The following is a 23554-nucleotide window of genomic DNA, read 5'->3' as shown; positions in this document are numbered from 1 at the left end:
GATCGCGATCACGTCGCGCAGTCGGCGCGCGGACCGGGAACAAACCGGACTTCCGGGGGGTTTTGCAGGGTACGCGTTCGCCGTGACGTGCGGTCCCTACGAGGAGGTATTCACCATCCGAATGATCGATGTTGTGCGCGATACCGTTGACCGGCCCGAAGGCACCTTGCGTGCGGTCGCGGCCGATGATGCGCTGCGCGCCGCGGCACGCGACGATGTCGATCCAAGCGATGGTGATGCGCGTTTCGAGCAGGCGGACGACGACGCCGACGCGCCATTGAGCGGGACCGCCGCCTTCGACGCCACCGAGGGCAAGGCCGCGATGCCGTCCTGGGAGGAACTGGTCCGCGAACACGGCGACCGGGTGTACCGGCTGGCGTACCGGCTGTCGGGCAACGCCCAGGACGCCGAGGACATCACCCAGGAGACCTTCATTCGGGTGTTTCGCTCGCTGTCGAACTATCAGCCCGGCACTTTCGAGGGCTGGCTGCACCGCATCACCACCAACCTCTTCCTGGACATGGTGCGCAGGCGCAACCGCATCCGGATGGAGGCGCTGCCAGAGGACTACGACCGGGTGCCGTCCGACGGGCCCAGCCCGGAGCAGGCGTACCACGACGCCCGCTTGGCGCCCGACCTGCAGTCCGCACTCGATTCGCTTGCGCCGGAATTTCGCGCCGCGGTCGTGTTGTGTGACATCGAGGGACTGTCCTACGAGGAGATCGGTGCCACACTGGGAGTGAAGCTGGGTACTGTGCGGAGTCGGATCCACCGCGGCAGGCAGGCCATCCGTGCGCATCTGGCAACGCATCGAACGGGTGTGACCCAGCGATGAGAACGAAGGAGGAATCGATGACCCACGGCGAGTTTCGCGGCTGGTCGCCCTCCCCTTTCGATCCGCACGACGGACGGCGCTTCGGCTCGACCGACCATCTCGCCAGTGAAGCGATTGCCGCCTACGTCGACGGCGAACTGCGCATGAACGCCTACATGCGCGCCGCGAACCATCTTGCGATGTGCCCCGAGTGTGCCGCCGAGGTCGAAGCCCAGCGGCAGGCCAGTCGAGAGCTGCGGCACTGCGCGGGCGACGACATCACCATGCCCAACTCGCTGTTCGGCTTGCTGAGCCGGATTCCGCTCGGCGAATTTCCCGCGTGCGCACCCGATCCGCGTGTCGACGGCGGGAGCAAGCGTTGGACCCTGCGCCGGCGCAAGTAGAGTCGGCCGAGTGACCTCGGAACCGGGCGGGTCGTCCACCTCGGGCGACCGGAATGCGAATTCTCCGACGACGGATGATGCTTCGCGCGCGAGTGCGCTGCGGCCCTCCGACGCGCCCGTGCTCGGTCCGCGCCCGGTGTATCGGCCGCAGGTCGACCCGCGCACCGAACAGGTTTTCGGCCGCCCCGACGGACATGCCGGTCCGTTCGCGTCCGGCGGTCCCCGTGTCCAGAACGACCCGGCGCTCACCGTCGGTCGTCCGGATCCGGTGCTCGCCGAGGCGTTCGGCCGGCCCGCGGGCGAGACCGACACGATTCAGCGCGATCCCGACGCCGGACTCGACACCGAGACCGACGCCGCTCCGGACGATCCCTGGCGTGATCCGTCGGCCGGTGCGCGCCTCGGGCCGCCCGCGCTGACCGAGCCCAGCACCTCCGCGACCGTGCCGGCAAAGAAGCTCGATGTTCGCGAAGTGCTGTTCGGTTCCCGCGTCGCACCGCGAGCGCTCGTCACCCTGGCCGCGGTTGCACTGCTGATCGGGGTCGTCGGCGGGCTCGTCGGCCGGCTGACCGCCGAAACCGGGGAGAATCTCACCTCACGCAACGTGTCGCTGTCGCAGGTCGAAGCCGGTGACAATCCACGCAGTACGGTCGCCGCGGTCGCCGAGGCCGTGCTGCCTGCGGTGGTGTCGATCCAGTCCACGCTCGGCGACAACGCCTCCACCGGTTCCGGTGTCGTGATCGACGGCCAGGGCTTCATCGTCACCAACAACCACGTTATTTCGATGGCCGCGAGCGATCCCGCGAATTCGACGCTGCAGGTGGTTTTCTCCGACGGCACGAAGGTGCCCGGCCGGATCGTCGGTCGCGACATCAAGACCGACCTCGCGGTGGTGAAGGTCGACGTGGACAACCTCACCGTCGCGCAACTCGGCAAGTCCGAGGACATCCAGGTCGGCCAGGACGTCGTTGCGGTCGGCTCCCCGCTCGGGCTGAGCAAGACCGTCACCTCCGGCATCGTCAGTGCGCTCAACCGCCCGGTGCGACTGTCCGGCGAAGGCACCGACACCGACGCGGTGATCGACGCGGTGCAAACCGATGCCGCGATCAACCCGGGCAACTCCGGTGGCCCGCTGGTCGACTACGACGGGCATGTCATCGGCATCAACAGCGCGATCCGCAGCGAGAGCGGCGGCTCGGTCGGCCTCGGCTTCGCGATCCCCGCCGACGTGGTCACCAAGGTGGCACAGGCGCTGATCCGGGACGGCGAGATGCATCACCCCGAGATGGGCATCAGTTCGCGGTCGGTCGTGAATGACGCGACCAGCGGCGCGGAGGTGGCCAATGTGCGAGCGGGCAGCCCGGCTCAGCAGGCCGGCATCGTGGAGGGCGACGTCATCGTCAAGGTCGGCGACCGCGAGGTCACCAATTCCGACGAACTCGTCGTCGCGACGCAGATGCAGGACATCGGTGCGACCGTGCCGGTCACGTTGATCCGCGACGGTCGCCCGGTCGAGGTCCAAGTGACGCTCACATCGGACTAGCTGTGATGTCAACAGCCCTTGGCGACGGGTTGGCGGCGCAGCACAGGTATCCTGGCTGAGTGTTCGGCAACATAGGCTGGGGCGAGATGGTGGTGCTGCTCGTCGCTGCCCTTGTGATCCTCGGCCCGGAGCGGCTGCCCGGTGCGGTGCAGTGGACTTCGCGCACGCTGCGGCAGGTGCGCGACTACGCCAGCGGTGCAACCGACCAGCTCAAACAGGAGCTCGGTCCCGAGTTCGACCAACTGCGCGAGCCGCTGTCCGAAATCAACAAGATGCGCGGTATGACGCCGCGTTCGGCGATAACCAAACACCTGCTCGACGGTGACGACTCGATCTTCACCGGGAAGTTCGACAACAAGAAATTCGATGCCGCAGCCGAGTCCGCGGGCGCACCGCAGCAGCCGGCCCGACGGCAGCAGCCACTTTCCGCAAACGAGGCCCCGCCGATCGATCCCGACGCCACCTGAGCGGTATCGCCGGCCCGAGTTCGGGTACGAAGGAACCATGAGTGATTCGAGCCGAAGTGGCCGACGCGGTGAACCGGTCTACTTCTCGGACCCGAGCGGGCTGGAAAACGTCCTGGACGACCTCGAACAACGCGTCGAGGACGAACGTGCGGACGAGGATGTGCCCGGCCACGCCGGTGAGCGTGACCACCAACTACCGGTCGACAGTGGTGACGAAGCCCCGAGCTGAGCGAGGCTCAGCGTAGGTAGCGGCGGACCGCAACCGATTCGCGCGCTCGGCCAGACGCGCGATGTGCGCGCACCACAGCCGCGATTCCCTCCGCGTCGAGCCGGTGTAGCCGATGGATGTCCGATCGTGGTCTGGCGGAGACGAAACCGGGCGTGAGGCCGAGGGTGAGCAGCGTGGCCGGTTGTGCGGCAGCGCGCCACACCCGGGCGAACGAGTCGCCGAACCCGCCGGCCACCGCGTTGTCCTCGATCGTCACCACGAGGCGATAGCGCGCGGCGGCGAATACCAGCGCCGGGTCGACGGGAAGGATCCAGCGCGGGTCCACGACGTTCGCGCGGATCCCGTCCGCCGCGAGCAGTTCCGCCGCCGCCACGGTCCCCTCGGCGAGTGCTCCCACCGGAACGAGCAGTACGTCCGGCTCGCCGTTGCCAGGAGTGAGCACATCGGCGGAGCCGAGACGGCCGTAGGCCGGGAGGTCGCGCGGCGCTCGGCCGGTGGGGTATCGCACCGCGGTCGGTCCGCTGTCATCGCCGACCGCCTCCGCGAGCAACGCACGCAACTGCCGCGCGTCGCGCGGCGCGGCCACCCGCATCCCGGGCACCTGGCCGAGCATCGAGACATCCCACATGCCGTGGTGCGACGGCCCGTCGACCCCGGTCACGCCGGAGCGGTCCAGGGCGAAGGTCACCGGCAGTCGGTGCAATGCCACGTCCAGCAGGACCTGGTCGAACGCTCGGTTGAGGAACGTCGAATAGAGCGCGACGACCGGATGCATACCGGCGATCGCGAGGCCCGCCGCCGAGGTGACCGCGTGTTGTTCGGCGATACCGACGTCGAAGACCCGGTCGGGAAACTCTTGGGCGAATTCGAACAGCCCGGTCGGACGCAGCATCGCCCCGGTGATCGCCACCAGTCGCGGATCGCGGCGGCCCAGTGCGACGAGTTCGCTGCCGAATACCTCCGTCCAGGATGGCGCCGCACCGGGTTTGGTCGCGCCCGGCACCGGTGCGGGGCGAACGGCGTGCAGCCGGTCGGCCTCGTCGGCCAGCGCAGGCGCATGCCCGGCGCCCTTCGCGGTGACACAGTGCACCACGACCGGGACGTCGAGTGCGCGCGCCGCGTGCAGTGCTCGTTCCAGCGCGGCAATGTCATGCCCGTCGACCGGGCCCAGGTACTGGAAGCCCAACAACTCGAACAGATTTCCGGCGCCGGAACCCGAACGCAGCGCGGCGAGATGGCTCGCGATCACCCCCGCGGTCGGCTCGTAGGAGCGGCCGTTGTCGTTGAGCGCCACCACGACCGGACGACGACTGTGCCCGATGTTGTTCAGCGCCTCCCAGCACATCCCGCCGGTCAGTGCGCCGTCACCGACCACGGCGACGGCCCGTCGATCGGTGCCGGCGAGCGCGAACCCCTTGGCCAGCCCGTCCGCGTAGGAGAGCGCGGTGGACGCGTGCGAGTTCTCCATCACGTCGTGGGGACTCTCCGCGCGCGACGGATAGCCGGAAAGTCCACCCGCGGTGCGCAACCCACCGAAATCGTGCTGGCGGCCGGTGAGCATTTTGTGCACATAGGACTGGTGCCCGGTGTCCCAGACGATCGCGTCGTGCGGTGAACGGAAACATCGGTGCAGCGCGATGGTCAGCTCGACCACGCCCAGGTTCGGTCCGAGATGGCCACCGTTGCGGGTGACCTCATCGACCAGCCGGTCGCGGATCTGGGCGGCGAGCGCGGGCAGCGCCGCGGCCGGAAGATCGCGCAGGTCGTCCGGGCTGCGCAGAGCGTCGAGCACCGCCGCGTTCGAGGCCGGCCGCAGCTCGGGCGCCGCCGTCATGATTCCAACACCATCATGATCATCATGATCCGACCGCGGCCCGGATCGTCTCCTTCAACGAACCGAGCGTGGCGACCACCGCGGTCGGCTCGTATCCGCAGTGCGCCATGCAGTTCGCGCAGCGTTCGTCCTTGCCGCGGCCGAACGCGTCCCAATCGGTGCCGTCCAGCAGTTCCTGGTAGGTGTCGACGTATCCGTCGTCGAGCAGATAACACGGCCGCTGCCAGCCCTTGATCGAGTACGAGGGGATCGCCCACGCCGTGCAGTCGAGATCGACCTTGCCCTCGAGGAAATCCAGGAAGATCGGGGAGTGGTTGAGCCGCCACTTCTTTCGCCGACCCCCGGAGAACGCCTTCGCGAACAGCGCCTTGGTCTGTTCGGGCCCGAGCCAGTGCTCCTGATCGGGCGCCCGCTCATAGGCATACCCGGGCGAGATCTGCATATTGTCCACGCCCAGTTCGTCATTGAGATAGTCGAGCACGTCGATGACGTCCTGCGGACTGTCGGTGTCGAAGAACGTGGTGTTGGTCATCACCCGGAACCCTGCCGCCTTGGCTTCCTTGATTGCGGCCACGGCCTGGTCGAACACGCCGTCCTTGCAGACCGACGCGTCGTGACGTTCGCGTAGTCCGTCGATATGCACGATCCAGGCGAAATTGCGGTGTGGGGAGAACCGGTGCAGGTGCTTGGGCAGCAGTACCGCGTTCGTGCACAGGAACACGATCTTGTGCTTGGCGAGCAGTTGCTCGACGATCTCGTCGATCTGCTTGTGCATCAACGGTTCTCCACCGGCGATGGAGACCATCGGTGCGCCGGTCTCCAGCACGGCGCCGACGGCCTGGTCGACCGGCATGCGCTGCTTGAGGACCGACGCGGGATGGGCAATCTTGCCGCAGCCGGCACAGGCGAGATTGCAGGCGAACAGCGGTTCGAGCTCGACGAGGATCGGGAACTTCTCCTTGCGCAACAGCTTCTGCTTGAACAGATAGCCGCCCAGCCGCAGGGACAGGTGCAGGGGCATTGCCATATCAGCTCACCTCTCTCGGGAGTGTGAATCGGATGTCCTCGTTGACGACGGTGACGTCGCGGACGGCTGTGGTGCCGAGCCCGGACAGGCACGCGACAAGTTCGTCCACCAGTTGCGGTGGCGCCGACGCGCCCGCGGTGATGCCGACCCGGCGCGCGCCGGCCAGCCACGACAGCTGGACCTGGCCGGCATCGTCGACCAGGTGGGCCGGAACGCCGCAGCGGGCGGCGACTTCGGCGAGCCGGTGCGAATTCGACGAATTCTGCGAACCGAGCACGAGTACCAGGTCGGCCTCCCGCGCGACCGCACGTACTGCCTGTTGCCGGTTGGTGGTGGCGTAACAGATATCGTCGCTGGTGGGAACGTCGACCATCGGGAACCGCGCGCGCAAGACCTCGGCGGTTCGTTCGGCCTCGTCCGCCGCCAAGGTGGTTTGCATGACGTAGGAGACCTTGTCCGGATCGGGCACCGAAACCTGTTCGGCAGCAGCAGGATCGGGTACCACGATCACGTTGTCCTGCGCCTCGCCGCGGGTTCCGACCACTTCCTCGTGGTCGTCGTGGCCGATCAGCAGCACGGTGTTGCCCTTCGCGGCGAAGCGCCGAACCTCGGAATGCACCTTCGCGACCAGGGGACACGTCGCATCGATCACGCGCAGCGAGCGAGCCGCGGCGGCCCGGCGCACCGACGGTGCCACGCCGTGCGCGGCGAGCACCGCAACCGAGCCCGCCGGAATCTGGTCGACCTCGTCGACGAAGATCGCGCCGCGGCCACGCAGGTCGTCGATGACGTGGCGGTTGTGCACGATCTGGCGGCGCACATAGACCGGCCCCGTGGACTGCGCCAAGGCACGCTCGACGATCTCGACGGCCCGTTCCACCCCCGCGCAGAACGAACGCGGACCCGCGAGCAGCAGTTCGCGCTCGCCGGTGGCTGCGGCCCAGGCGTCGATCGCCGGTGCGGCCGCCCGCAGCATCCGCAGCGCGGAGTATCCGCGCCACGCCGTTCCCGGCCGCAAGAGTGGCGACTCGGGAGTGTCGACGATGGTGCGCAGCGCGACGGTCTGACCGGCCGGTGCCTGTGCGGCGAGGAAGGCAGATTCGGTATCGACGGCGATGGCACCGGTTGCCGCGGCTGCCGAGCGTGCCTTGCCGTCCACCACCCGGTCCGTCGAGAGCAGTGGCCCGAGATGGGTGGGCAGACCGAGTCGGCGCAACTCCGCCGCGAGCAGCACCGCAGCGGGGCTGATCAGTGTGTCGGTCCGGGTGCGCAACTCGCTGGCGACAACGACATCGCCGGGACGCAGTGTGGTGCCGAGCGCACCCGCGACCCCCGCGACGAGCACCGGGCCGGCCGCAGGCAATCGCCGATCGGGGCCACGGCCGGTCCGGCGCACCGGCACCGCGACCCGGCCGCGCAGCGCCGCGTATTCGCTGCGTAGCGGGGTGCAGACCGTGGCCGCTGCGTAGGCCGTCATGGTCGGCACCCGAGGTAACGGCCGAGCGCCCAGATCGGGAACACCAGCCGGTACATGTGGTAATTGATATAGAAATCGCCCGGAAACCCCGTGCCGGTGAAACTGTCCTCGGCCCAGCCGCCATCGATACGTTGCGTCACAATCAGGTATTCGATGCCGGCACGTACCGCAGATGGGTCGGCACTTGCGGCAACCAGCGCGATCAGCGCCCACGCGGTCTGCGACGGTGTCGATTCGCCGCGCCCGGCCCACATGTCCGGGTCGCGGTAGGACCGCAGGTCCTCGCCCCAGCCGCCGTCCGGATTCTGGTGTTCGGTCAGCCAGCGCACCGCCGATCGGATGGCCGACGAGCCGGGGTCGACACCCGCCTCGATGAGTGCGGGCACCGCCGCGCCGGTGCCGTAGATGTAGTTGGCGCCCCAGCGGCCGAACCAGGAGCCGTCCGGCTCCTGATTGTCGAGCAGCCACTGCACCCCGCGCTGTACGCGCGCGGAATATCGGTCGCCCTCGCGGGCGAGCATTTCCACCACATGGGCGGTGACATCGGCCGACGGCGGATCGATTACCGCGCCGAAATCGCAGAACGGCAGCATGGTGGGCACCCTGCTGGTGTTGTCGGCATCGAACGCGCCCCAGCCGCCATCGCGCGACTGCATGCCCGCGGTCCACTCCACCGCGCGGTCGAGCGCGGCGGCGAGCCTGCCGGGCGCCGGGTGCGCAACCCGGCGCAAGCTCAGCACGATCTCGGCGGTGTCGTCGGTGTCGGGGTAGGTGTCGTTGGCGAACTCGAATGCCCAGCCGCCCGGCGGCAGGTCCGGTCGGCGCACCTGCCAGTCGCCGCCCGCGCTGGTGACCTGTTCGGCGAGCAGCCAGTCCGCGGCGCGCAGTACCGCGGGATCATCCGGCGCAACACCGGCATCGAGCAGCGCGGCGAGCGAGAGCGCGGTGTCCCATACCGGTGACTGGCAGGCCTCCAACCGTCGGGTCGGACCATCCGGGGAATCCTCGTAGAGCACGAACGTCTCCAGCCCGTCGAGGCCGGCCCGCATCGCCGGATGATCGAGCGGATATCCCATCAGGTGCAGCGCAAGAAGCGAATACACCCATGGTGGTTGGATTCCGCCCCAGCCGCCGTCGGACTCCTGCCGGGCCAGAATCCATTCCGTGGCACGGCGCATCGCGAGCCTGCGAGCAGGTCCGAACGCGTGCCTGCCGTAGCTGTGCAGGGCGGTGTCCAGCCGCGCGAACACGCCCATGGCGGATAACACCGGTGGCGTGTCGTTGGATCGGGTTCCGGCGCGCAGCTCATCGATGCCGAAACCCAGCGGGCGCTCGGGGCGCAGCGTGCCGACGATGGTCAACGGGACGATGGTCTGCCGCGCCCAGCAGCCCCAGTCGTAGATGTTCAGCGGTGCCCAGGACGGCAGGAACATGATCTCCGGCGGCATGTTCGGGCAGTCGTCCCAGGACCAGAGGCCGAACAGCGCCAACCAGATTCGGGTGAATACCCGACTCGCCTCGACACCGCCCTCGGCGCGAACGAATTCGGCCGCGGCGCGCATGTGCGGCGCGTCCGGCTCGTCGCCGGCCAGCCGCAACGCCACCCAGGCCTCGATGGTGGTGGACAGCTCGCCCGGGCCACCGTGGAAGGTGGCCCACGTTCCGTCCGCCCGCTGCTGCGACCGAATCCAGCGGGCCGCCGGAATGGTGATCGCCGGGGTCGAGATGCCGAGGAATTCGCGCATCAGCAGATCCTCGGCGTCCATCGTGACGTTCGTATCGAGCGCGCCCTTCCACCAACCGGTTTCGTGCTGCTGGGAGCGAAGCAGTGCCACGGCCGCCTGCAGGACCGCGGCTGCTGTTGCGGGAGTGGTGTCGGTGCGATCGGCGGTCTGCGTCATTCATGCCTCCCTGTCGAGGATGAAGCGGGCCAGATCGCGCAGCGCTGCGCAGGGTGCGTCTTGTAGTGGGACCGAGTCGAGCGCGCGTTCGGCCAGACCGATGCGGCGCCGTGCCTGCGCGAGCGCCCAGTCGCGCGCGCCCGCGTCCTCGACGAGACCGGCGATCGCGCGCAACTCCGTCTCCGGCGTGGTTTCGTCCGGCGCGCCGACCAGCCAGGCGGCGAGCCGACGTCCCGCGCCGTCGCCGCGCTCGACGGTCCAGGTGATCGGCAGCGACTTCTTGTGCGCGCGCAGGTCCGAGAACACCGGCTTGCCGGTAGTTTCCGGGCGGCCCCAGATGCCGAGGACGTCGTCGACGAGCTGGAACGCGAGGCCGACATGGCGGCCGTAGTCCGACATCGCGGCGGCCGTCGTGGGTGTGGCGCCCGCGAGCACTGCACCGACCTCGGCGCTCGCCGCAAGCAGCGCACCGGTCTTGCCGAGCGCCATGTCCACGCATTCGGGCAGGCGCACATCGTCGCGCTGCTCGAAGGCCATGTCCTGAGCCTGACCGCGGATGAGCTCGCGGGTGGCCGTGGTGATCACACGACCTGCCTGGATCGCGTAGGGCGAATCGCAATCCAGCAGCACTTCGTGCGCCAGCGACAGCATGACGTCGCCGGCCAGCACCGCGGTCGCGTCGTCCCACACGGCCCACACGGTCGTGCGGTGCCTACGCTCGGTGTCGCGGTCCATCAGGTCGTCGTGCACGAGCGAGAAGTTGTGCACCAGTTCGACCGCGACCGCACCGGGCAGTGCGTCGGCCGCCGGGGCGCCACAGGCCTGGGCGGCGAGCAGCGCCATGGTGGGGCGAACGGCCTTGCCGCCGTTGCCGTCGAGCGGATTACCATGCGGATCGCACCAGCCAAGGTGGTAGGCGACGACGAGCCGCATCGCCGGGTCCAGGCGGGCGACCGCGTCGCGCAGCGCCGCGGAAACGAGCTCGCGCCCGGAACCGAGGGTATCCACCGTTGCGGTCACGCGACCTCCTTCGCCGCCCTGGCCCGGGCACTGTCGAGGACAGCGGCCGCAGCAGCATCACCGCTGCGCACAGTGCCTTCCATCGTTGCGGGCCAACCGGTGTCGGTCCACGCGCCGGCGAGGTAGAGCCCGCAGAATGCGGTCGCCGGCGGCGGCCGGTACCGGGCATTTCCCGGCGCGGACCGGAATGTTGCGGTGCGCTGCCTGGTGACGAAGAAGTCGACCTCGCGTGCGGCCGCGAAGCCGGGCAACAGTTCTGCCAGCGCAGGCAGAAAACGCGCACGCAGGTCGGCGGTCGCCACGTCGATGACGTCGTCGGCGGCCGACAGCGAGATCGCCAGGTATTGCCCTTGGGCAAGACCCGACTGCGGCGTTCGATCGAACACCCACTGCACGGGGCTGTCCACGCCGGCGAGGAACGGGCTGTGCAGCACCGGACGGTCTACGACCACATGAACATTCACGATCGGGGTCGATCCGAGTTGTTCGGCCCAGCCCGTGGGTAGCGCGATGGCGCCGGGCGGTGCGATGTGCTCGGCGACGGGCGGCGGCACAGCGAGCACGACATCGTCGAAGCCGTCGGATCCGGCGGCGGTGGAGACGGTCCAGCCGGCGCCACTGGCGCCCAGTTCGGTCACCTTGGCGCGCAACCGGACCTGCGCACCCGCGCGGGTGAGCGCGGTGGCCGCGGAGGTACCGTGCAACTGCTGCAGCGGCACAATCGACCAGCCGATATCGCCGGCCGAGTTGGCGTTCAGCATGCCGATCTGGAATACCGTCGCGGCCAACGCCAACGAGGCATCGTCGGCGCGGGCGTTGAGTGTCGCGATACCGACGAGGTCCCACAGTGTGGCGATCGCGCGTTCGCTCTGCCCGTGTGCGCGCAACCAGGCCCCGAAGCTGCGCCGGTCCGTGCGCGCGTCGTCACGATCGACCGCGCGCAGGGCCAACGCTGCGCGGGCGAACCGGATCCGTTCGGTGTGGGACAGCCACGGATAGCGCAGCAGCGACCCGGACAGGTGCAGCGGAGCGGGTAACCCGTTGCGCCGCAGCCGTCCTGCCGCGCCCGGGCTGCGCACCGCGATGTCGAGCCGCGGTTGTAGCGCGATCGAGCCGGTCACCCCGAGCCGATCGAGCAGCGCCAGATACGAGGTGCAGCAGCGCAGAAAGACATGCTGCCCGTTGTCCACCCAGAGATCGCCGCGCTGGAACGAGAAGGTGAGCCCGCCGAGAAAACCGCGTGCCTCATAGAGGGTCACGGCCGCCCCGGCGTCCGCGCACCGCAGTGCCGCGGTGATCCCGGCCAGACCGCCACCGATCACGGCCACCCGATGCTCGCTCATCGCGCCGCCCGCGCGAGTGCAGCGGTGGCCACGCGGGCCTTCTCCACACCGGAGAGCGACATCCGTTCGCGGTACACACAGGTCGGGTCGGCGGTGATCCGGGTCAGCAGCTGCCGGTAGATCCCGGCCATCGCCAGAGTGCATGCGGCGCTGCGCTTATCGAGATGGGGCACCAGGCGCATGCCGAGCGCGTGCCAGTCCTCGGCACGGGCAGTGCAGTGTCGAAGCAGGGCGGCGAGCCGGGCATCGGGGTCCACGAGTTCGCCACTGTCGTCGACGGCGAGTTCGACGCCGAACGCGTCGAGTTCGTCGCGGGGAAGGTAGATCCGGCCGTTGAGTAGGTCTTCGCGCACGTCGCGCAGGATGTTGGTCTGTTGCAGCGCGATACCGAGCTGATCGGCGTAGGTGCTCGTCCGCGGGTCGAGGCCTTGACCGCAGCGCCCGGCGCCGACGTCGCCGCCGAAGATGGCCAGGCACAGCCGGCCGACCGAGCCGGCGACGCGTCGGCAGTACACGACGAGCGCGGCGAAATCGGCGTAGTCGGCGCCGTCGAGATCCATCTGTACGCCGTCGATCAGCTCCTCGAATGCGCCGATCGGCACCGGAAATCGTTGCGCGGCATCGGCAACCGCGACCAATACCGGGTCGGCGGCGCGGTCGATATCCTCGAGCGACTTACGGACCTTGGCGAGTTCGGCAACCTTGCGTGCCGGCGGCAGATCGCCGTCGCCGATGTCGTCGATACGCCGGGCGAGGGCGTACACCGCGCACAGCGCGGAGCGTTTGGGCGCAGGCAGCAGCCGGATGCCGTAGTAGAAGTTCTTCGCCTCGGTACGGGTGATCTGCGCGCAGGTCCGGTAGGCGTCGTCGAGTGTGGTCAAGTGCCGCCTCCTTCGTCGGACCTCGCGTGGCGTGTGGGAGCGACCAGCAGGCGCAGCGCAATGGCAGCGGTTCGTGGCTTGCTCGTCGTCGCGGTGCACCCGAGCACGTCCCCGCCGGTGCGGCGCAGCGCGTGTACGGCGGCCCTGCCCCCGGCGACGTAGCCGGCGACGGCGACCCGCGCCCAGCCGTGCAGGTGCCCGACGATCGGGGCTCCGGACTCCAATAGTGCTGCAGCACGATCGATTTCGAACCGCATCAGTTCGCGCAGGGCGGCACTCGCATGCGGGCGGTCGAGATCGGACTCGGTAACCCCGAATTGGGCCATGTCCTGGCCGGGTAGGTAAATGCGTCCGGCCGCACGGTCCTCGGCGACATCGGCCCAGTGCTCGACGAGCTGCAGAGCGCGGCATACCCGGTCGGATAGTTCGGCGACGGTGGAGGATTCGCACCCGAACACCGCGAGTACGAGGCGCCCGACCGGATCGGCGGAGAGCCGGCAGTAGCCGATCAGATCGGCGAAGGTGTCGTACCGCGTCACCCGCTGGTCGACGAGATTCGCCTCGATGAGTTGCTCGAACGGCTGCACGGTCAGGTCGTGGGCGCGGACGGTGGGGACGAGATCGCGCAGTACCGGATGCCGCGGTGGGGCGCCGCCCCAAATCCCGCGCAGGTCGCTGCGGAACTCGGTGAGCGCCGCGACCCGATCGCGCGCGGCCTGTCCACCGAGTGTCTCGTCGCCGAGATTGTCGATGGTTCGCGCGACCGCGTAGAGGGCGTGCAGGTCCCTTCGGATACCACCGGGCAACAACCGAAGAGCGACCGGAAAGTTCTCGGCGCTCTCCTCGGCGTGCATCGAATTCGATTCCGATGCGAAGTGCATCGCGCACATGATCATCATTGTTTCCTGGCACGTGACGCCAAATCTGCACTTCGATTGGTAGTTCTCGGCGTCTATTTTTATCCTCTGGTGATAAACGAGGCCGACACGCCGCGGCAAATCGTGCTATTCCTGACAAATGGAAGACCCAGGTGCGGAGCCTGCGGAGCACCCAGGGAGGGGTGCGTTACGGAGTGCTCCAGACCTCGAACGACTCGAACGGGCGCTCGCTACCCGGTTGCCGAGTTTGCTCGATCAGGTCGGCGATCTACTCCGGATGGACTGGCCCGACTATGCGCGCTTTCTCGACGACAACGGCGTGGACGTCGCCGAGGCGTCGGGACTGTTCGTGCACCGCCTCATCGAGATGGCTTCGCGTGGCCTCGACCATCAGGAGCCGGAACCACTCGCCACCGAGTCGACGGTGCAGCTGGTTTTCGAGCAGATCGGCCGCCTGCAATGGCGGCACGGTCGCGACCTCACCGTGCTGCTCACCGCGTATCAGGTCGGTGCACGAGCGGCCTGGCGAGAAGTGTCGACGATCGCGCTGGAAATGCGCCTCTCGTCGGAGGTGCTCGCGGCACTGGCGGAGGCGGTGTTCGTGTTCGTCGACCAGTTGTCCTCGGCGTCGGCGAACGGATATGTGCTCGAGCAGTCCGAGGCGGTGGCCGAGCGGGAACGCTTCCGACGCGAACTGTCGGACCTGTTGCTGTCCGGCCGTTCCGACAGCGTCGCGGTGAGCAACGCCGCGGAGCGGGCGCGTTGGGAGCTACCGGGCGAGGGGTGCGTCGTCCTCGTCGACCAGTCGGACGGGGCGGCGCGGACGGTGGTGGATCGGCTCGATGCGCTGTGCCTGCCGATCCGCACCCCCATCCTGTACGGCGCGATCGTGCCGGGTCCGTTGGGTCGGGACCGTCGCGCCCGCCTCGCCGAGGTGCTGCGCGGTGCGAAAGCCGTTGTCGGGCCCGTTGTCCCACTCGCGGTGCTACCGGCGAGCACGCGGCTGCCGCAGGTGGCGATGGACCTGCAGCGGCGTGGGCTGCTCGCCGGCGATCCCATTTTCGTCAACGAGAATCTCGACACGCTGATCGTGCACCGTGACCCGCGGCCGATCAATGCGCTGCGTCGTCAGGTGCTCGCCCCGCTGGCCGATCTGGCGCCGGCGACGCGGGAACGGCTCACCGAGACACTCGTCGCCTGGCTGCGCCACATGGGTGATCGGTCTGCGGTGGCCGACGAACTTTTCGTGCATCCGCAGACCGTTCGATATCGACTGACGCAGTTACGCACTCATTTCGGTGGTGCGCTCGATTCACCGCGGGCGCGTGCCCAGATGCTGCTCGCGCTCGAATGGGGAACCTCCGAGGAGGACTGACTCGTTTCCTGCGGGGCGAGGGCTGCGTCGGTGGCGAGTTCGTCGAGTACGTGGGCGATCTCGTCCAAAAGTGGGCGGGCGCGCAGCACGGCGGGATCGCCGGCCAGGCCGAGGCCGAGTTGGCCATGCCAGCTCAGCGCGCCCAGCGCGAGCGGCACCCCCGGGGCCAGTGGCAGGATCGGCACCACGTACTCGAGCGGGACGTCGCAGAAGCTCAGGTCGGTGTCCGGACCGGGCATGTTGGACACGATCGATTGAAAGATCGCCGGGCCGTAGACAGTTCGCGCGAACCAGCGCTGAGCCGGCACCGGACAGACGCCGAGCACCGTGCTCATCACGAAGCGCGAGGCGAGTGCGCGGGTGGGGGTGCGCAAGCGGTCACTGCGGGTGCGGATTTCGGCGATGCGCGCCGCCGTACTCATCTCGCCGAGCGGAATGTCGATTAGCACCGCCGCGGTGACGTTGCCCTCGGCCGCGGAACCCGGTTCGCGCAACATGATCGGCACCGAGACGCGCAGCCGGCCACCTGCCGCGGCGGCGAACTCCGGGTGGATGCGCACGATCGCGGTGCCGACCAGGCCGAGCACCAGGTCGGTCACCCGCGCATGGTGTGCGTGGGCGACTGCTCGCACCGTCGGCATGGCCAGCCTCGTGGTCGCGAACTCGCGACCCCCCGATGCCTGGGTGAGGCGCTTCGCCGGGCTGCCGTCGGTCGCCAACTGCGCAAGGCCCGCACCGATCGCCGCGGCCTTGCGGACCCGGCTCGGCGGCGGCGGGTCGGCGTCGGGCAGGGCGATGCGCGGACGCAGCAACTGCAGTGCCTGCACGACCGTGCCGATCCCGTCGGCCACGCTGTGATGCACCAGGAACGCCAGCCCCGTGCGACCCGGCGTGATCTCGCGAACCAGGACCATCCGCCACGGCGGGCGGTCCAGGGGCAACCGCTGCGCAGCGAGGTCCGCGACCGCGCGGCCGAGTGCGGCGGCCGCAGCGTCGACCCCGTCGACCCCGTCGACCGGGCCGCCTGGCGCAACGGGCGCGAGACGTTCGCATACGTGCCATTTCCAGTCGATCGGGTCGGCGTCCACCCAGCGTGCACGTCGCCAGCGGGTGGCCGCCAGGATGCGCTGCCGGAAGCGCGGCAGGTTGCCGAGTTCGTCGCGAATCAGCGCGCGCACCTCGTCGAGGCTCGGCACGCCGGGGCCGGAGGTGTCGAGTACGACCATGCCTCCGACGTGCTGCGGCGCATTGTCGGTTTCGACGTGCAGGAAGAATGCGTCGGCGGCGGGCACGGTGGCGGGGGTGACTCTGGTGCGATGCCAGTCCACGACCGCGACACTCGCCCAGATGAACGGGATGGCGGCGATGGCGTCCACCCAGTAGTGATTGGCGGTGGCGACGATGACGAACACGGTGACCGCGACGTGCACCGCGCTGACGGACTGCACGAAGAGTCCCTGCGCGAGCCGGGCCAGCACCACGCTGACCCACAGCGCCCAGGCGATATGTAGCGACGGCATGGCGGCGAGCTGGTTGGCGTTGCTCACCAGCGGCGTCCCCCACGAACCGACGGTGCCACCCTGCAGCACGGTGTCGACGTAGCCGAGCTCCGGCAGCAGCCGCGGCGGGGTGACCGGGTACAACACGAAGCAGGCGATGGCGAGCAGATTGAGCACGATGAACGAGCTGCGGGCCCGCCGGTAGTCGGCCGGATGGCGCCAGTACAGCCAGGCCAGCAGCAGGAACGCGCTGGCGATGTAGGTGACGGCGTACTCGTAGTTGGCGAGCGTGGTGAGCAACTCGTGCGGGGTCAGCCACTCGTTGAGGGACCGCTCGTTGTCGATGTGCAGCCAGCGCTCGATGTCGATGAGGTACTCGGCGTTGCGATCGGCCGCTGCGTGGCGCGCCGGTCCACCGAGGAAATCGACCACCAGGTATACGCCGAAGACCGCCAGCCCGGCGGCGAGTTCGCGCCACAGGTTCGGGCGGGTGTGCGGTGCGTCGGAAGCGACGATCACCCTTCGGTAATAACACAACGAGGCGCGTTGGCCCCGGCGGTCACGCCTTTTGGGGGGTCACGCCATTCGGAAGGTGAGGCCCGGCATCCGGCGCAGCTTGTTCCAGCCCCAGGCGGCGCAGACCGCGACGGTGGCGACGGTGAGCAACGCGCTCAGCGTGCCACGGGAGAGCAGGCCGGCATCGACGCCGCCGAAGTGCAGCATGCCGAAGCCGAGTCCGGCGTCGATCAGCCGGGACGCGCCCCACAGCAGCGCCACCTCGGTGAACATCCGGCGCACCCGCTTGTCGTGGAACAACCGCGCGGGTAGCGACACAAAGTCCTGCGCGAGCCGCATCGTCACCGGGCGGCCGATCGCGGCGCTGCCGAGAAATAGCGCGGCCATGAACAGCGAGCCGACGATGGGCTGGAAAAGGTAGACGTACACGCTGGAGAACGCGAGCGACACCAGGGTGCGTCCGACGATCATCCCGACCGCGAGCAGCAAGGTGCCCGGCACCTGCTGCCGGGTGAGGAATCGCAAGCCGACGGTGAACGCGCACCAGCCGAGGACGGCGATCAAGCCCCACACCGCGCCGACCGTCATGGTGCATGCGTAGAGCAGCAGCGTGGGAATGACCACGGTCTCGACGAGTAGGCGCAGGCCGCGCAGAATCGTCGGCCGCACCTTGCCGAGGTCGATGACCATGTGGTTGCTGTCATGTTGCTGGGCGCTTGCAGGAGCCTCTCGCGCGCCGCCTGATTCCAGGGTGGCAACCTCGACGGAACCGCCGGCAGGCACAACATCGGCGGTCTTCACGTCGAATGGCATGCCGCCCAATATGCCAGGTTCGAGCGGCAAAGTCTCCTATCGCTTCGGTGCGGCCGCGGTATTTCTGCTGCTCATGCCCTGCGGGGGTACCCTTCCCGACGGTGTTGCCGCCGCACCGGATCCGTACATCGCCTGCATGCTCGGCGAGTTCGCCAAACCGGTGATACCCAGCGCGATGAGCACCCCCGACGCGGCGATAGCGGCCAGTGCGCCGGGGGCAGTCGGAGCGGGCACATCGAATGCCATCAGGCCGATGGTGAGGCTGACAACCGGGTTGGTCACGCTCATCGCCGCGACCGCGGATGGCAGTGTGCCGCTCGCGAAAGCCTGCTGTTCGAGCAGCAGGCCGGCCAGCGTCGAACCCGCCAACGCGTAGCCCGGCCAGTCGACGGCGGTCGCCGTCACGCCCGCGTTGACGAGGTCGTCGATCGTTAGCTTCATGAAAACTGCGCTCATCGCGAAGCACACTCCGGCACCGACCGCGATGAGCATGCTCGCGGTGCGCAGCGAGGCGCGCCGGCTCAGCGCGAGCAGCACCGCGATCAGTCCGATCGCGCTCACCGTTGCCAGCAGCACCCGGTTCCGGTGCGGATCGCCGGACAGCGGTGCGGCGTCGCCGACGGTGAGCAGCAGGACCAGACCGCCGCACACCAGGACGCCCGCACACCAGTCCCGCCGCGTCGGCCAGCGCCGCTGCTCGGCCGCCGACAACGGCAGGGCGAACAGCAACTGCGTCGACATCAGTGGCTGCACCGCGGCGACCGAGCCGAAGTGCAGCGCGATCGCCTGGGTCAGAAACCCGCACAGATTGATCACCCAGCCGATCAGCCAGGTGCGGCTGCGCAGCAACACCCGAATCAAGGCTGTCGCGCGGGGGATCTCGCGGCCGGAGGTGAGATCGCTGTGCACGGCGGAGCGGGCCGCGCGTTGCTGGTACCAGGCGGCGAGCGCAAACAGGAACGCTGCGCCGAGTCCGAGAGCGAGGACGATGATCACGATGCGTCCGAGTCCGTGCTGGTCGGTTCGGGCTCGACCCGGACCTGCTCACCGAACCGCGTGCTCAACCAGCGGTACGGACCGGGCGCGAGCGCGCGCACAGCGGGCGCGATCCGAAGCCAGCCGGGTACCCATGCCTCGGCCCGACCGGTAGTCACGGTCCGCAGCACTGCGGCGGCCACGTCGTCGGGCGGTACGGGGCGCGGTCGGCTGCGGGTGTACGGGCGACCGCGGGTGTCGAAGAATCCCGTGCGCACGACGCCCGGCACCACGACCCCTACGTGCACACCGGTGCCGGTGGTCTCGGCGCGCAGGCTCTCGGCAAACATGTCGATGCCGGCCTTGGCCGCCGAATACACCGCCTCACCCGCGACCCCGGTGCGCCCCGCGATCGAGGAGACGAAGCAGATCGCGCCCTCGCCTCGCGCCACCATCGCGGGCAGCAGTGCGCGGCTCAATTCCAGTGCCGCGAGCAGATCGACCTCGATGACCTGACGCAACTGCGCGGGCGTCATCGATGTCAGCGGTCCCGCCCAACCGACGCCTGCGTTGTTGACCAGGACATCGACCCGGCCGAAGCGGTCGAGGGCCGCGGTGCGCAGCCGGGTCAGGTCCTCGCTGCGGGAAAGGTCGCCGACCAGCGGAAATCCGCCGATTTCGGCGGCGACACGGTGGGTGCGGTTGTGGTCACGGCCGTGCACGAGCACGTGTGCGCCGCGCGCGGCGCTTTGCGACGCAATGGCACGTCCGATTCCGGTGGACGCTCCGGTGACAAGGACCACCCGGTCTCTGAGCTGCACGGATTCTCCTCGCGACGGGCGCCTCGAGCGCCGCTGCGGAATATGCCGTCGATCGTTCCAGCCTAGCGGCGCCGCGCTGCGCAGGCGGGGAGCGAGTCAGCCGTGCCGGGTGGTGTCGATCGACAGCGACATGCCCGCGAGGCCGCGTTGGCGCACCGCGAGTTTCTCGGAGATCGCCTGCAGTGCCTTCGCGGCGGGGGACTCCGGCGCGCTGAGCACGATCGGCATACCGTCGTCGCCCCCTTCGCGGACCGCCTGTTCGAGCGGGATCTGGCCGAGCAGCGGAACGTCTGCGCCGACCGCGCGGCTGAGGCGTTCGGCTACCGCCGCACCACCGCCGCTGCCGAAGACATCCATCCGGGTGCCGTCGGGCAGGTCCATCCAGGACATGTTCTCCACCACGCCGACAATGCGCTGCCGGGTCTGCAGCGCAATCGCGCCGGCCCGCTCGGCGACCTCGGCGGCCGCCTGCTGCGGGGTGGTGACGACGAGGATCTCCGCGTTCGGAATCAGCTGGGCGATCGAGATGGCGATGTCGCCGGTGCCGGGCGGCAGGTCGAGCAGCAGCACGTCGAGATCGCCCCAGAACACGTCGGCGAGGAACTGCTGCAGGGCGCGGTGCAGCATCGGGCCGCGCCAGACCACCGGCGTATTTCCCTTGGTGAACTGTGCGATCGAGATCATCTTCACGTTGTGCGCGACCGGCGGCATGATCATTCGCTCAACCTGGGTCGGGCGGGCATCGGTGCCGAGCATGCGCGGAATGGAATGGCCGTAGATATCGGCGTCGAGCAGGCCGACCGACAGGCCCCGTGCCGCCATCGCGGCGGCGAGATTGACTGTGACACTGGACTTCCCGACGCCGCCCTTGCCGGATGCGACGGCGTAGACGCGCGTGAGCGATCCGGGCTGAGCGAAGGGGATCACCGGCTCCGCGCTGTCGCCGCGCAGCGATTTGCGCAGTTCGGTGCGCTGCTCGTCGTTCATCACGTCGAGTTCCACGCGCACCTGCCCCGCCCCGGGCACATCGGCGACAGCCTTGCTGACCCGGTCGGTGATCTCGGTGCGCATCGGGCAGGCCGCGGTGGTCAGGTAGACCTCGACATCGACGCTGGCGTCGTCGCCGACCCGGACGCTCTTGATCATGCCGAGCTCGGTGATCGGCTTGCGGATCTCCGGGTCGTTCACCCGCGCGAGGGCAGCGCGAACGTCGGATTCCGTAATAACAGGCATGGTCACGATCCTACGGAGTGCGCCCCGCCGCTCGGATCCGCCCTACGTGCGGGTCAAATCCGTGGCAACTCGTCGGAACTCGGCGCGATGCCCGACCCGTACCCGACCGACCACGCCATCACGTTGGCCACGTAGGCCATCGAATTGTTGTAGCGCAGAATCGCCCGGGTCTGCTGGCTGAGATCGCGCATATCCAGCCCGCCGTCGCAGAGGTAGCGGCCGGTCGTCAGAGCCGCGTCGAACAGGTTCTGTGGATCGGCCCTCCCGTCGCCGTTGCCGTCCGCGCCGTAGCGGTGCCAGGTTTCGGGCAGGAACTGCATCGGGCCGACCGCGCGGTCGTAGCCGGCGATGCCGTCCAACGCGCCGCCGTCGGTGTCGCTGATGACGTTGTTGCCGGACAGGCTGCCGTCGAGCACCGGTCCGTACAGCGGCGGGTTCAGCGTGCCGTCCGGCCCCGCGCGGCCGTCATTCGCGTGGGTCGACTCCACCCGTCCGATCCCGGCGAGCAGCGTCCATGGCATGCCGCAGGCGGGGTCCTGCTCGGCGAGCAGGCGTTCGGCGTTCTTGTAGGCGGCCAGATTGATCGCGGGAACGCCGAGCGGTCCCGCGGCCAGGCTCGCCGGGAGGGCAGGCTCCGGCGGGGGTGGCGGTGGCGGCGGGGCAGCGACGGGCGCCACCGGGGCGTTCGCTTCGGCGGGCACGACCGGCGGTGCGGCAGGAGTGTCGGCGACGGCGGGTTCCCGTGCTGCCTGTGCCGCAAGGTGCGTGCCGTGGACGTCGGCGCCGGCGGTCGCCGCGGCCGAAATCAGCCCTCCCGGAACGAGCGCGGAGAGGGCGATGATGGTGTGGTGCCGACCGGTCGGATTCGATTTCTTCCGATGGCGTCCCACAGATTCCTCCAGTCGCCCCACGCAGGGGCTTGCTTTCGATAACAAGATCGAAAACGAAGGTACCTGATTCGAAACACCGCTGTTATGCCGCCGTGACCACGCCCCGATGACCTGCGCGGACCGACACTGCCCGCCCATCGACTGAACGGAACCGTTCAGTCGATCAGATCGACTGAACGGTTCCGTTCATGCGGCTCGGTGGCGACGTTCGGCGGCCGGGTGCGGGAAATCAGTTCGAAATCAGCGGGTTTCGGGAGAACCGGGCGCAGCGGGGAACAGCTGAGGGATCTGCAGGATGCCTGCGCCGAACTGCAGCGGCGGCAGCAGCGGCGCACCGATCGGCGGCGGAGGCGGGGGTGTGGTCGTGGTGGTGGTCGTCGGTGCCGCGGCCGCGGCGGGCACCGCCGGCTGACCGGGCGCGGCGGGTTCGGTCGGCGCCGGTGCCTGGCTCGGCGGGGCAGGCGGGGGCGGCGGACAGAAGATGCCGCACGGGATCGGCGGCAGCCCGGGGATGGTGACCATCTGTTCGGTCGGCGTCGGCGTCGTCGTGGTGGTCGTGGTGGTCGTCGTCGTCGTGGTGGTGGTCGTGGTCGTCGCGTCCGCCTGCAGCAGCGAGGCCATGTCGATCGGCGACGCGCCGGGCGGCACGAGATCGGGGGAGAGGGCGACTTCGGTCGGTGCGCCGCCGGTCCGGTAGGCGGCCGACCAGCTCAGCACGTCCGCCGCGTACGCGACCGAGTTGTTGTAGCGCAGCACGGCGCGCACTTCCTGCTGCGGGTCGCGCAGGTTGAGCCCGCCTGCGCACAGGTACTTGCCCGCGGACAGGGTGGCGTCGAAGACGTTGTTGGGGTCGGCCGTGCCGTCGGCGTTGCCGTCCGACGCCCAGGCTTTCCAGGTGCTCGGGATGAACTGCATCGGCCCGACCGCGCGGTCGTGTTCCTTGTCGCCGTCGATCGCGCCGCCGTCGGTGTCGTGGATGATCGCGTTCCCGGCGAGCCGGCCGTCCAGGATGGGACCCAGAATGCGCGTGGTCGTGGTGCCCGCGGCATCGGTGCGCCCGCCACCGGCGTGGCCGGACTCGATCCGGCCGATACCGGCGAGCAGGTTCCAGCTGATCCCACAGTTCGGCTCCGACGTCGCGAGCGCGAGTTCGGCGTTGCGATAGGCGGCAAGCACGATCTCGGGAATGCCGAGCGGACCGAACACCGACGGGATGGCGACGTCGTGCAGCGGCAATGCGCCGGCGAACGGAGTCTGCGGCTCCGGTGTGTAGGCGCGCAATGTGCGGGCCGGCTTCGGGGAGGCCGGGATGAGCCCGATGGTGCCGACCGGCACCGCGTCGATCGTGGGCGATTCGGCCGCAGCAAGGGTCGCGACCTCGGGTTTCTCGGGTGTCGAAGGCTCGGTGCTGCTCGCCGACAGCCCGGCGGATGAGCTCGCCGTGACCAGTCCTGCGGCGATCAATGCCGAGACCGTTATCGGGCCTGTCCAACGCATTACGGCAAACACCCACCCCGGTAGACCCTTCGGTGACCTTCGAGCCGTCGGGTCGCAGTTCAACTGGTCTCGAATTCGACGCGGAGGTCACCCTGGTTAACGTGTCCAACATTACAT

Annotated in this window: 21 protein-coding genes; 6 read left to right on the top strand and 15 right to left on the bottom strand. The window is 69.1% G+C overall.

Annotated elements, in window-relative coordinates; translation table 11 throughout:
- Window positions 1-193: 193 nt before the first annotated feature.
- From sigE to OG921_RS11300, 5 genes are read left to right on the top strand one after another with little or no spacing between them, the layout of a single operon-like run.
- Window positions 194-835 carry an RNA polymerase sigma factor SigE gene (sigE, locus tag OG921_RS11320; RefSeq protein WP_266112795.1) on the top strand — a complete coding sequence of 214 codons (642 nt, stop codon included), beginning with the start codon at window positions 194-196 and terminating at the stop codon, window positions 833-835.
- A gap of 17 nt (window positions 836-852) precedes the next feature.
- Window positions 853-1218, top strand: coding sequence for an anti-sigma factor (locus tag OG921_RS11315; protein WP_266112525.1), 366 nt, complete (start codon window positions 853-855; stop codon window positions 1216-1218).
- Between the two features lie 10 nt (window positions 1219-1228).
- Window positions 1229-2761 (top strand): trypsin-like peptidase domain-containing protein, encoded by a 1533-nt coding sequence (locus OG921_RS11310; RefSeq protein ID WP_323182744.1) that lies wholly within the window; start codon window positions 1229-1231, stop codon window positions 2759-2761.
- A 59-nt stretch (window positions 2762-2820) separates the two neighbouring features.
- Complete coding sequence (tatB, locus tag OG921_RS11305; RefSeq protein ID WP_266112524.1) at window positions 2821-3228, top strand: Sec-independent protein translocase protein TatB; 408 nt, start codon at window positions 2821-2823, stop codon at window positions 3226-3228.
- A gap of 37 nt (window positions 3229-3265) precedes the next feature.
- On the top strand, window positions 3266-3457 hold the full coding sequence (locus tag OG921_RS11300) for a hypothetical protein (protein WP_266112523.1): 192 nt from the start codon (window positions 3266-3268) through the stop codon (window positions 3455-3457).
- Between the two features lie 7 nt (window positions 3458-3464).
- Here the strand turns inward: OG921_RS11300 and OG921_RS11295 are convergent, their stop codons facing one another.
- From OG921_RS11295 to hpnC, 8 genes are read right to left on the bottom strand one after another with little or no spacing between them, the layout of a single operon-like run.
- Window positions 3465-5291 (bottom strand): 1-deoxy-D-xylulose-5-phosphate synthase, encoded by a 1827-nt coding sequence (locus OG921_RS11295; RefSeq protein ID WP_266112522.1) that lies wholly within the window; start codon window positions 5289-5291, stop codon window positions 3465-3467.
- Window positions 5292-5313: 22 nt separating this feature from the next.
- The gene (gene hpnH, locus OG921_RS11290; RefSeq protein WP_266112521.1) at window positions 5314-6318 is read right to left on the bottom strand and encodes an adenosyl-hopene transferase HpnH; all 1005 of its coding nucleotides are present in this window, start codon (window positions 6316-6318) and stop codon (window positions 5314-5316) included.
- A 1-nt stretch (window position 6319) separates the two neighbouring features.
- A complete protein-coding gene (gene ispH / locus OG921_RS11285; protein WP_323182742.1) occupies window positions 6320-7795 on the bottom strand; it encodes a 4-hydroxy-3-methylbut-2-enyl diphosphate reductase in 1476 nt (491 codons plus the stop codon).
- Window positions 7792-9696 carry a squalene--hopene cyclase gene (shc, locus tag OG921_RS11280; protein ID WP_266112520.1) on the bottom strand — a complete coding sequence of 635 codons (1905 nt, stop codon included), beginning with the start codon at window positions 9694-9696 and terminating at the stop codon, window positions 7792-7794. Before shc ends, ispH begins: the two co-directional genes overlap by 4 nt.
- Entirely contained in the window at window positions 9697-10716 is a 1020-nt protein-coding gene (locus OG921_RS11275; protein ID WP_323182741.1) for a polyprenyl synthetase family protein, read from the bottom strand.
- A complete protein-coding gene (gene hpnE, locus OG921_RS11270) occupies window positions 10713-12059 on the bottom strand; it encodes a hydroxysqualene dehydroxylase HpnE (protein WP_266112519.1) in 1347 nt (448 codons plus the stop codon). The genes OG921_RS11275 and hpnE overlap by 4 nt, the downstream gene beginning before the upstream one ends.
- The gene (gene hpnD, locus OG921_RS11265; protein WP_266112517.1) at window positions 12056-12940 is read right to left on the bottom strand and encodes a presqualene diphosphate synthase HpnD; all 885 of its coding nucleotides are present in this window, start codon (window positions 12938-12940) and stop codon (window positions 12056-12058) included. The genes hpnE and hpnD overlap by 4 nt, the downstream gene beginning before the upstream one ends.
- The gene (hpnC, locus tag OG921_RS11260) at window positions 12937-13821 is read right to left on the bottom strand and encodes a squalene synthase HpnC (RefSeq protein ID WP_266112515.1); all 885 of its coding nucleotides are present in this window, start codon (window positions 13819-13821) and stop codon (window positions 12937-12939) included. The genes hpnD and hpnC overlap by 4 nt, the downstream gene beginning before the upstream one ends.
- 235 nt (window positions 13822-14056) lie before the next feature.
- Here hpnC and OG921_RS11255 point away from each other — a divergent pair, with 235 nt between their 5' ends.
- On the top strand, window positions 14057-15193 hold the full coding sequence (locus OG921_RS11255; protein ID WP_266112514.1) for a CdaR family transcriptional regulator: 1137 nt from the start codon (window positions 14057-14059) through the stop codon (window positions 15191-15193).
- Here the strand turns inward: OG921_RS11255 and OG921_RS11250 are convergent.
- From OG921_RS11250 to OG921_RS11220, 7 genes are all read right to left on the bottom strand, one after another.
- A complete protein-coding gene (locus OG921_RS11250; protein WP_266112513.1) occupies window positions 15109-17211 on the bottom strand; it encodes a phosphatase PAP2 family protein in 2103 nt (700 codons plus the stop codon). The genes OG921_RS11255 and OG921_RS11250 overlap by 85 nt on opposite strands.
- Window positions 17212-17268: 57 nt before the next feature.
- Window positions 17269-18021 (bottom strand): VC0807 family protein, encoded by a 753-nt coding sequence (locus OG921_RS11245; RefSeq protein ID WP_266112512.1) that lies wholly within the window; start codon window positions 18019-18021, stop codon window positions 17269-17271.
- A 36-nt stretch (window positions 18022-18057) separates the two neighbouring features.
- Window positions 18058-19017: a DMT family transporter gene (locus OG921_RS11240; protein ID WP_266112511.1), complete on the bottom strand. Its 960-nt coding sequence runs from the start codon at window positions 19015-19017 to the stop codon at window positions 18058-18060.
- Window positions 19014-19817, bottom strand: coding sequence for an SDR family oxidoreductase (locus OG921_RS11235; protein ID WP_266112510.1), 804 nt, complete (start codon window positions 19815-19817; stop codon window positions 19014-19016). Before OG921_RS11235 ends, OG921_RS11240 begins: the two co-directional genes overlap by 4 nt.
- A gap of 96 nt (window positions 19818-19913) precedes the next feature.
- Window positions 19914-21050, bottom strand: a complete 1137-nt coding sequence (locus tag OG921_RS11230) for an Mrp/NBP35 family ATP-binding protein (protein ID WP_266112509.1) — start codon at window positions 21048-21050, stop codon at window positions 19914-19916.
- A gap of 53 nt (window positions 21051-21103) precedes the next feature.
- Complete coding sequence (locus OG921_RS11225; RefSeq protein WP_266112508.1) at window positions 21104-21940, bottom strand: lytic transglycosylase domain-containing protein; 837 nt, start codon at window positions 21938-21940, stop codon at window positions 21104-21106.
- 240 nt (window positions 21941-22180) lie between these two features.
- The gene (locus tag OG921_RS11220; RefSeq protein WP_266112507.1) at window positions 22181-23404 is read right to left on the bottom strand and encodes a lytic transglycosylase domain-containing protein; all 1224 of its coding nucleotides are present in this window, start codon (window positions 23402-23404) and stop codon (window positions 22181-22183) included.
- Window positions 23405-23554 lie beyond the last annotated feature (150 nt).

This window comes from Aldersonia sp. NBC_00410, from assembly GCF_026342035.1.
GTDB lineage: Bacteria > Actinomycetota > Actinomycetes > Mycobacteriales > Mycobacteriaceae > Aldersonia.
Note: the sequence above shows the minus strand (reverse complement) of the source record. Positions and strands in the feature narration are given on the sequence as shown.

What these genes read in the sequence shown, in the direction of transcription:
- OG921_RS11315 (WP_266112525.1), top strand. Translation starts at nt 853, where the DNA reads ATGACCCACGGCGAGTTTCGCGGCTGGTCGCCCTCCCCTTTCGATCCG.
- OG921_RS11300 (WP_266112523.1), top strand. Translation starts at nt 3,266, where the DNA reads ATGAGTGATTCGAGCCGAAGTGGCCGACGCGGTGAACCGGTCTACTTC.
- OG921_RS11295 (WP_266112522.1), bottom strand. Translation starts at nt 5,291, where the DNA reads ATGACGGCGGCGCCCGAGCTGCGGCCGGCCTCGAACGCGGCGGTGCTC.
- hpnH (WP_266112521.1), bottom strand. Translation starts at nt 6,318, where the DNA reads ATGGCAATGCCCCTGCACCTGTCCCTGCGGCTGGGCGGCTATCTGTTC.
- ispH (WP_323182742.1), bottom strand. Translation starts at nt 7,795, where the DNA reads ATGACGGCCTACGCAGCGGCCACGGTCTGCACCCCGCTACGCAGCGAA.
- shc (WP_266112520.1), bottom strand. Translation starts at nt 9,696, where the DNA reads ATGACGCAGACCGCCGATCGCACCGACACCACTCCCGCAACAGCAGCC.
- hpnE (WP_266112519.1), bottom strand. Translation starts at nt 12,059, where the DNA reads ATGAGCGAGCATCGGGTGGCCGTGATCGGTGGCGGTCTGGCCGGGATC.
- hpnC (WP_266112515.1), bottom strand. Translation starts at nt 13,821, where the DNA reads ATGCACTTCGCATCGGAATCGAATTCGATGCACGCCGAGGAGAGCGCC.
- OG921_RS11245 (WP_266112512.1), bottom strand. Translation starts at nt 18,021, where the DNA reads ATGCCATTCGACGTGAAGACCGCCGATGTTGTGCCTGCCGGCGGTTCC.
- OG921_RS11230 (WP_266112509.1), bottom strand. Translation starts at nt 21,050, where the DNA reads ATGCCTGTTATTACGGAATCCGACGTTCGCGCTGCCCTCGCGCGGGTG.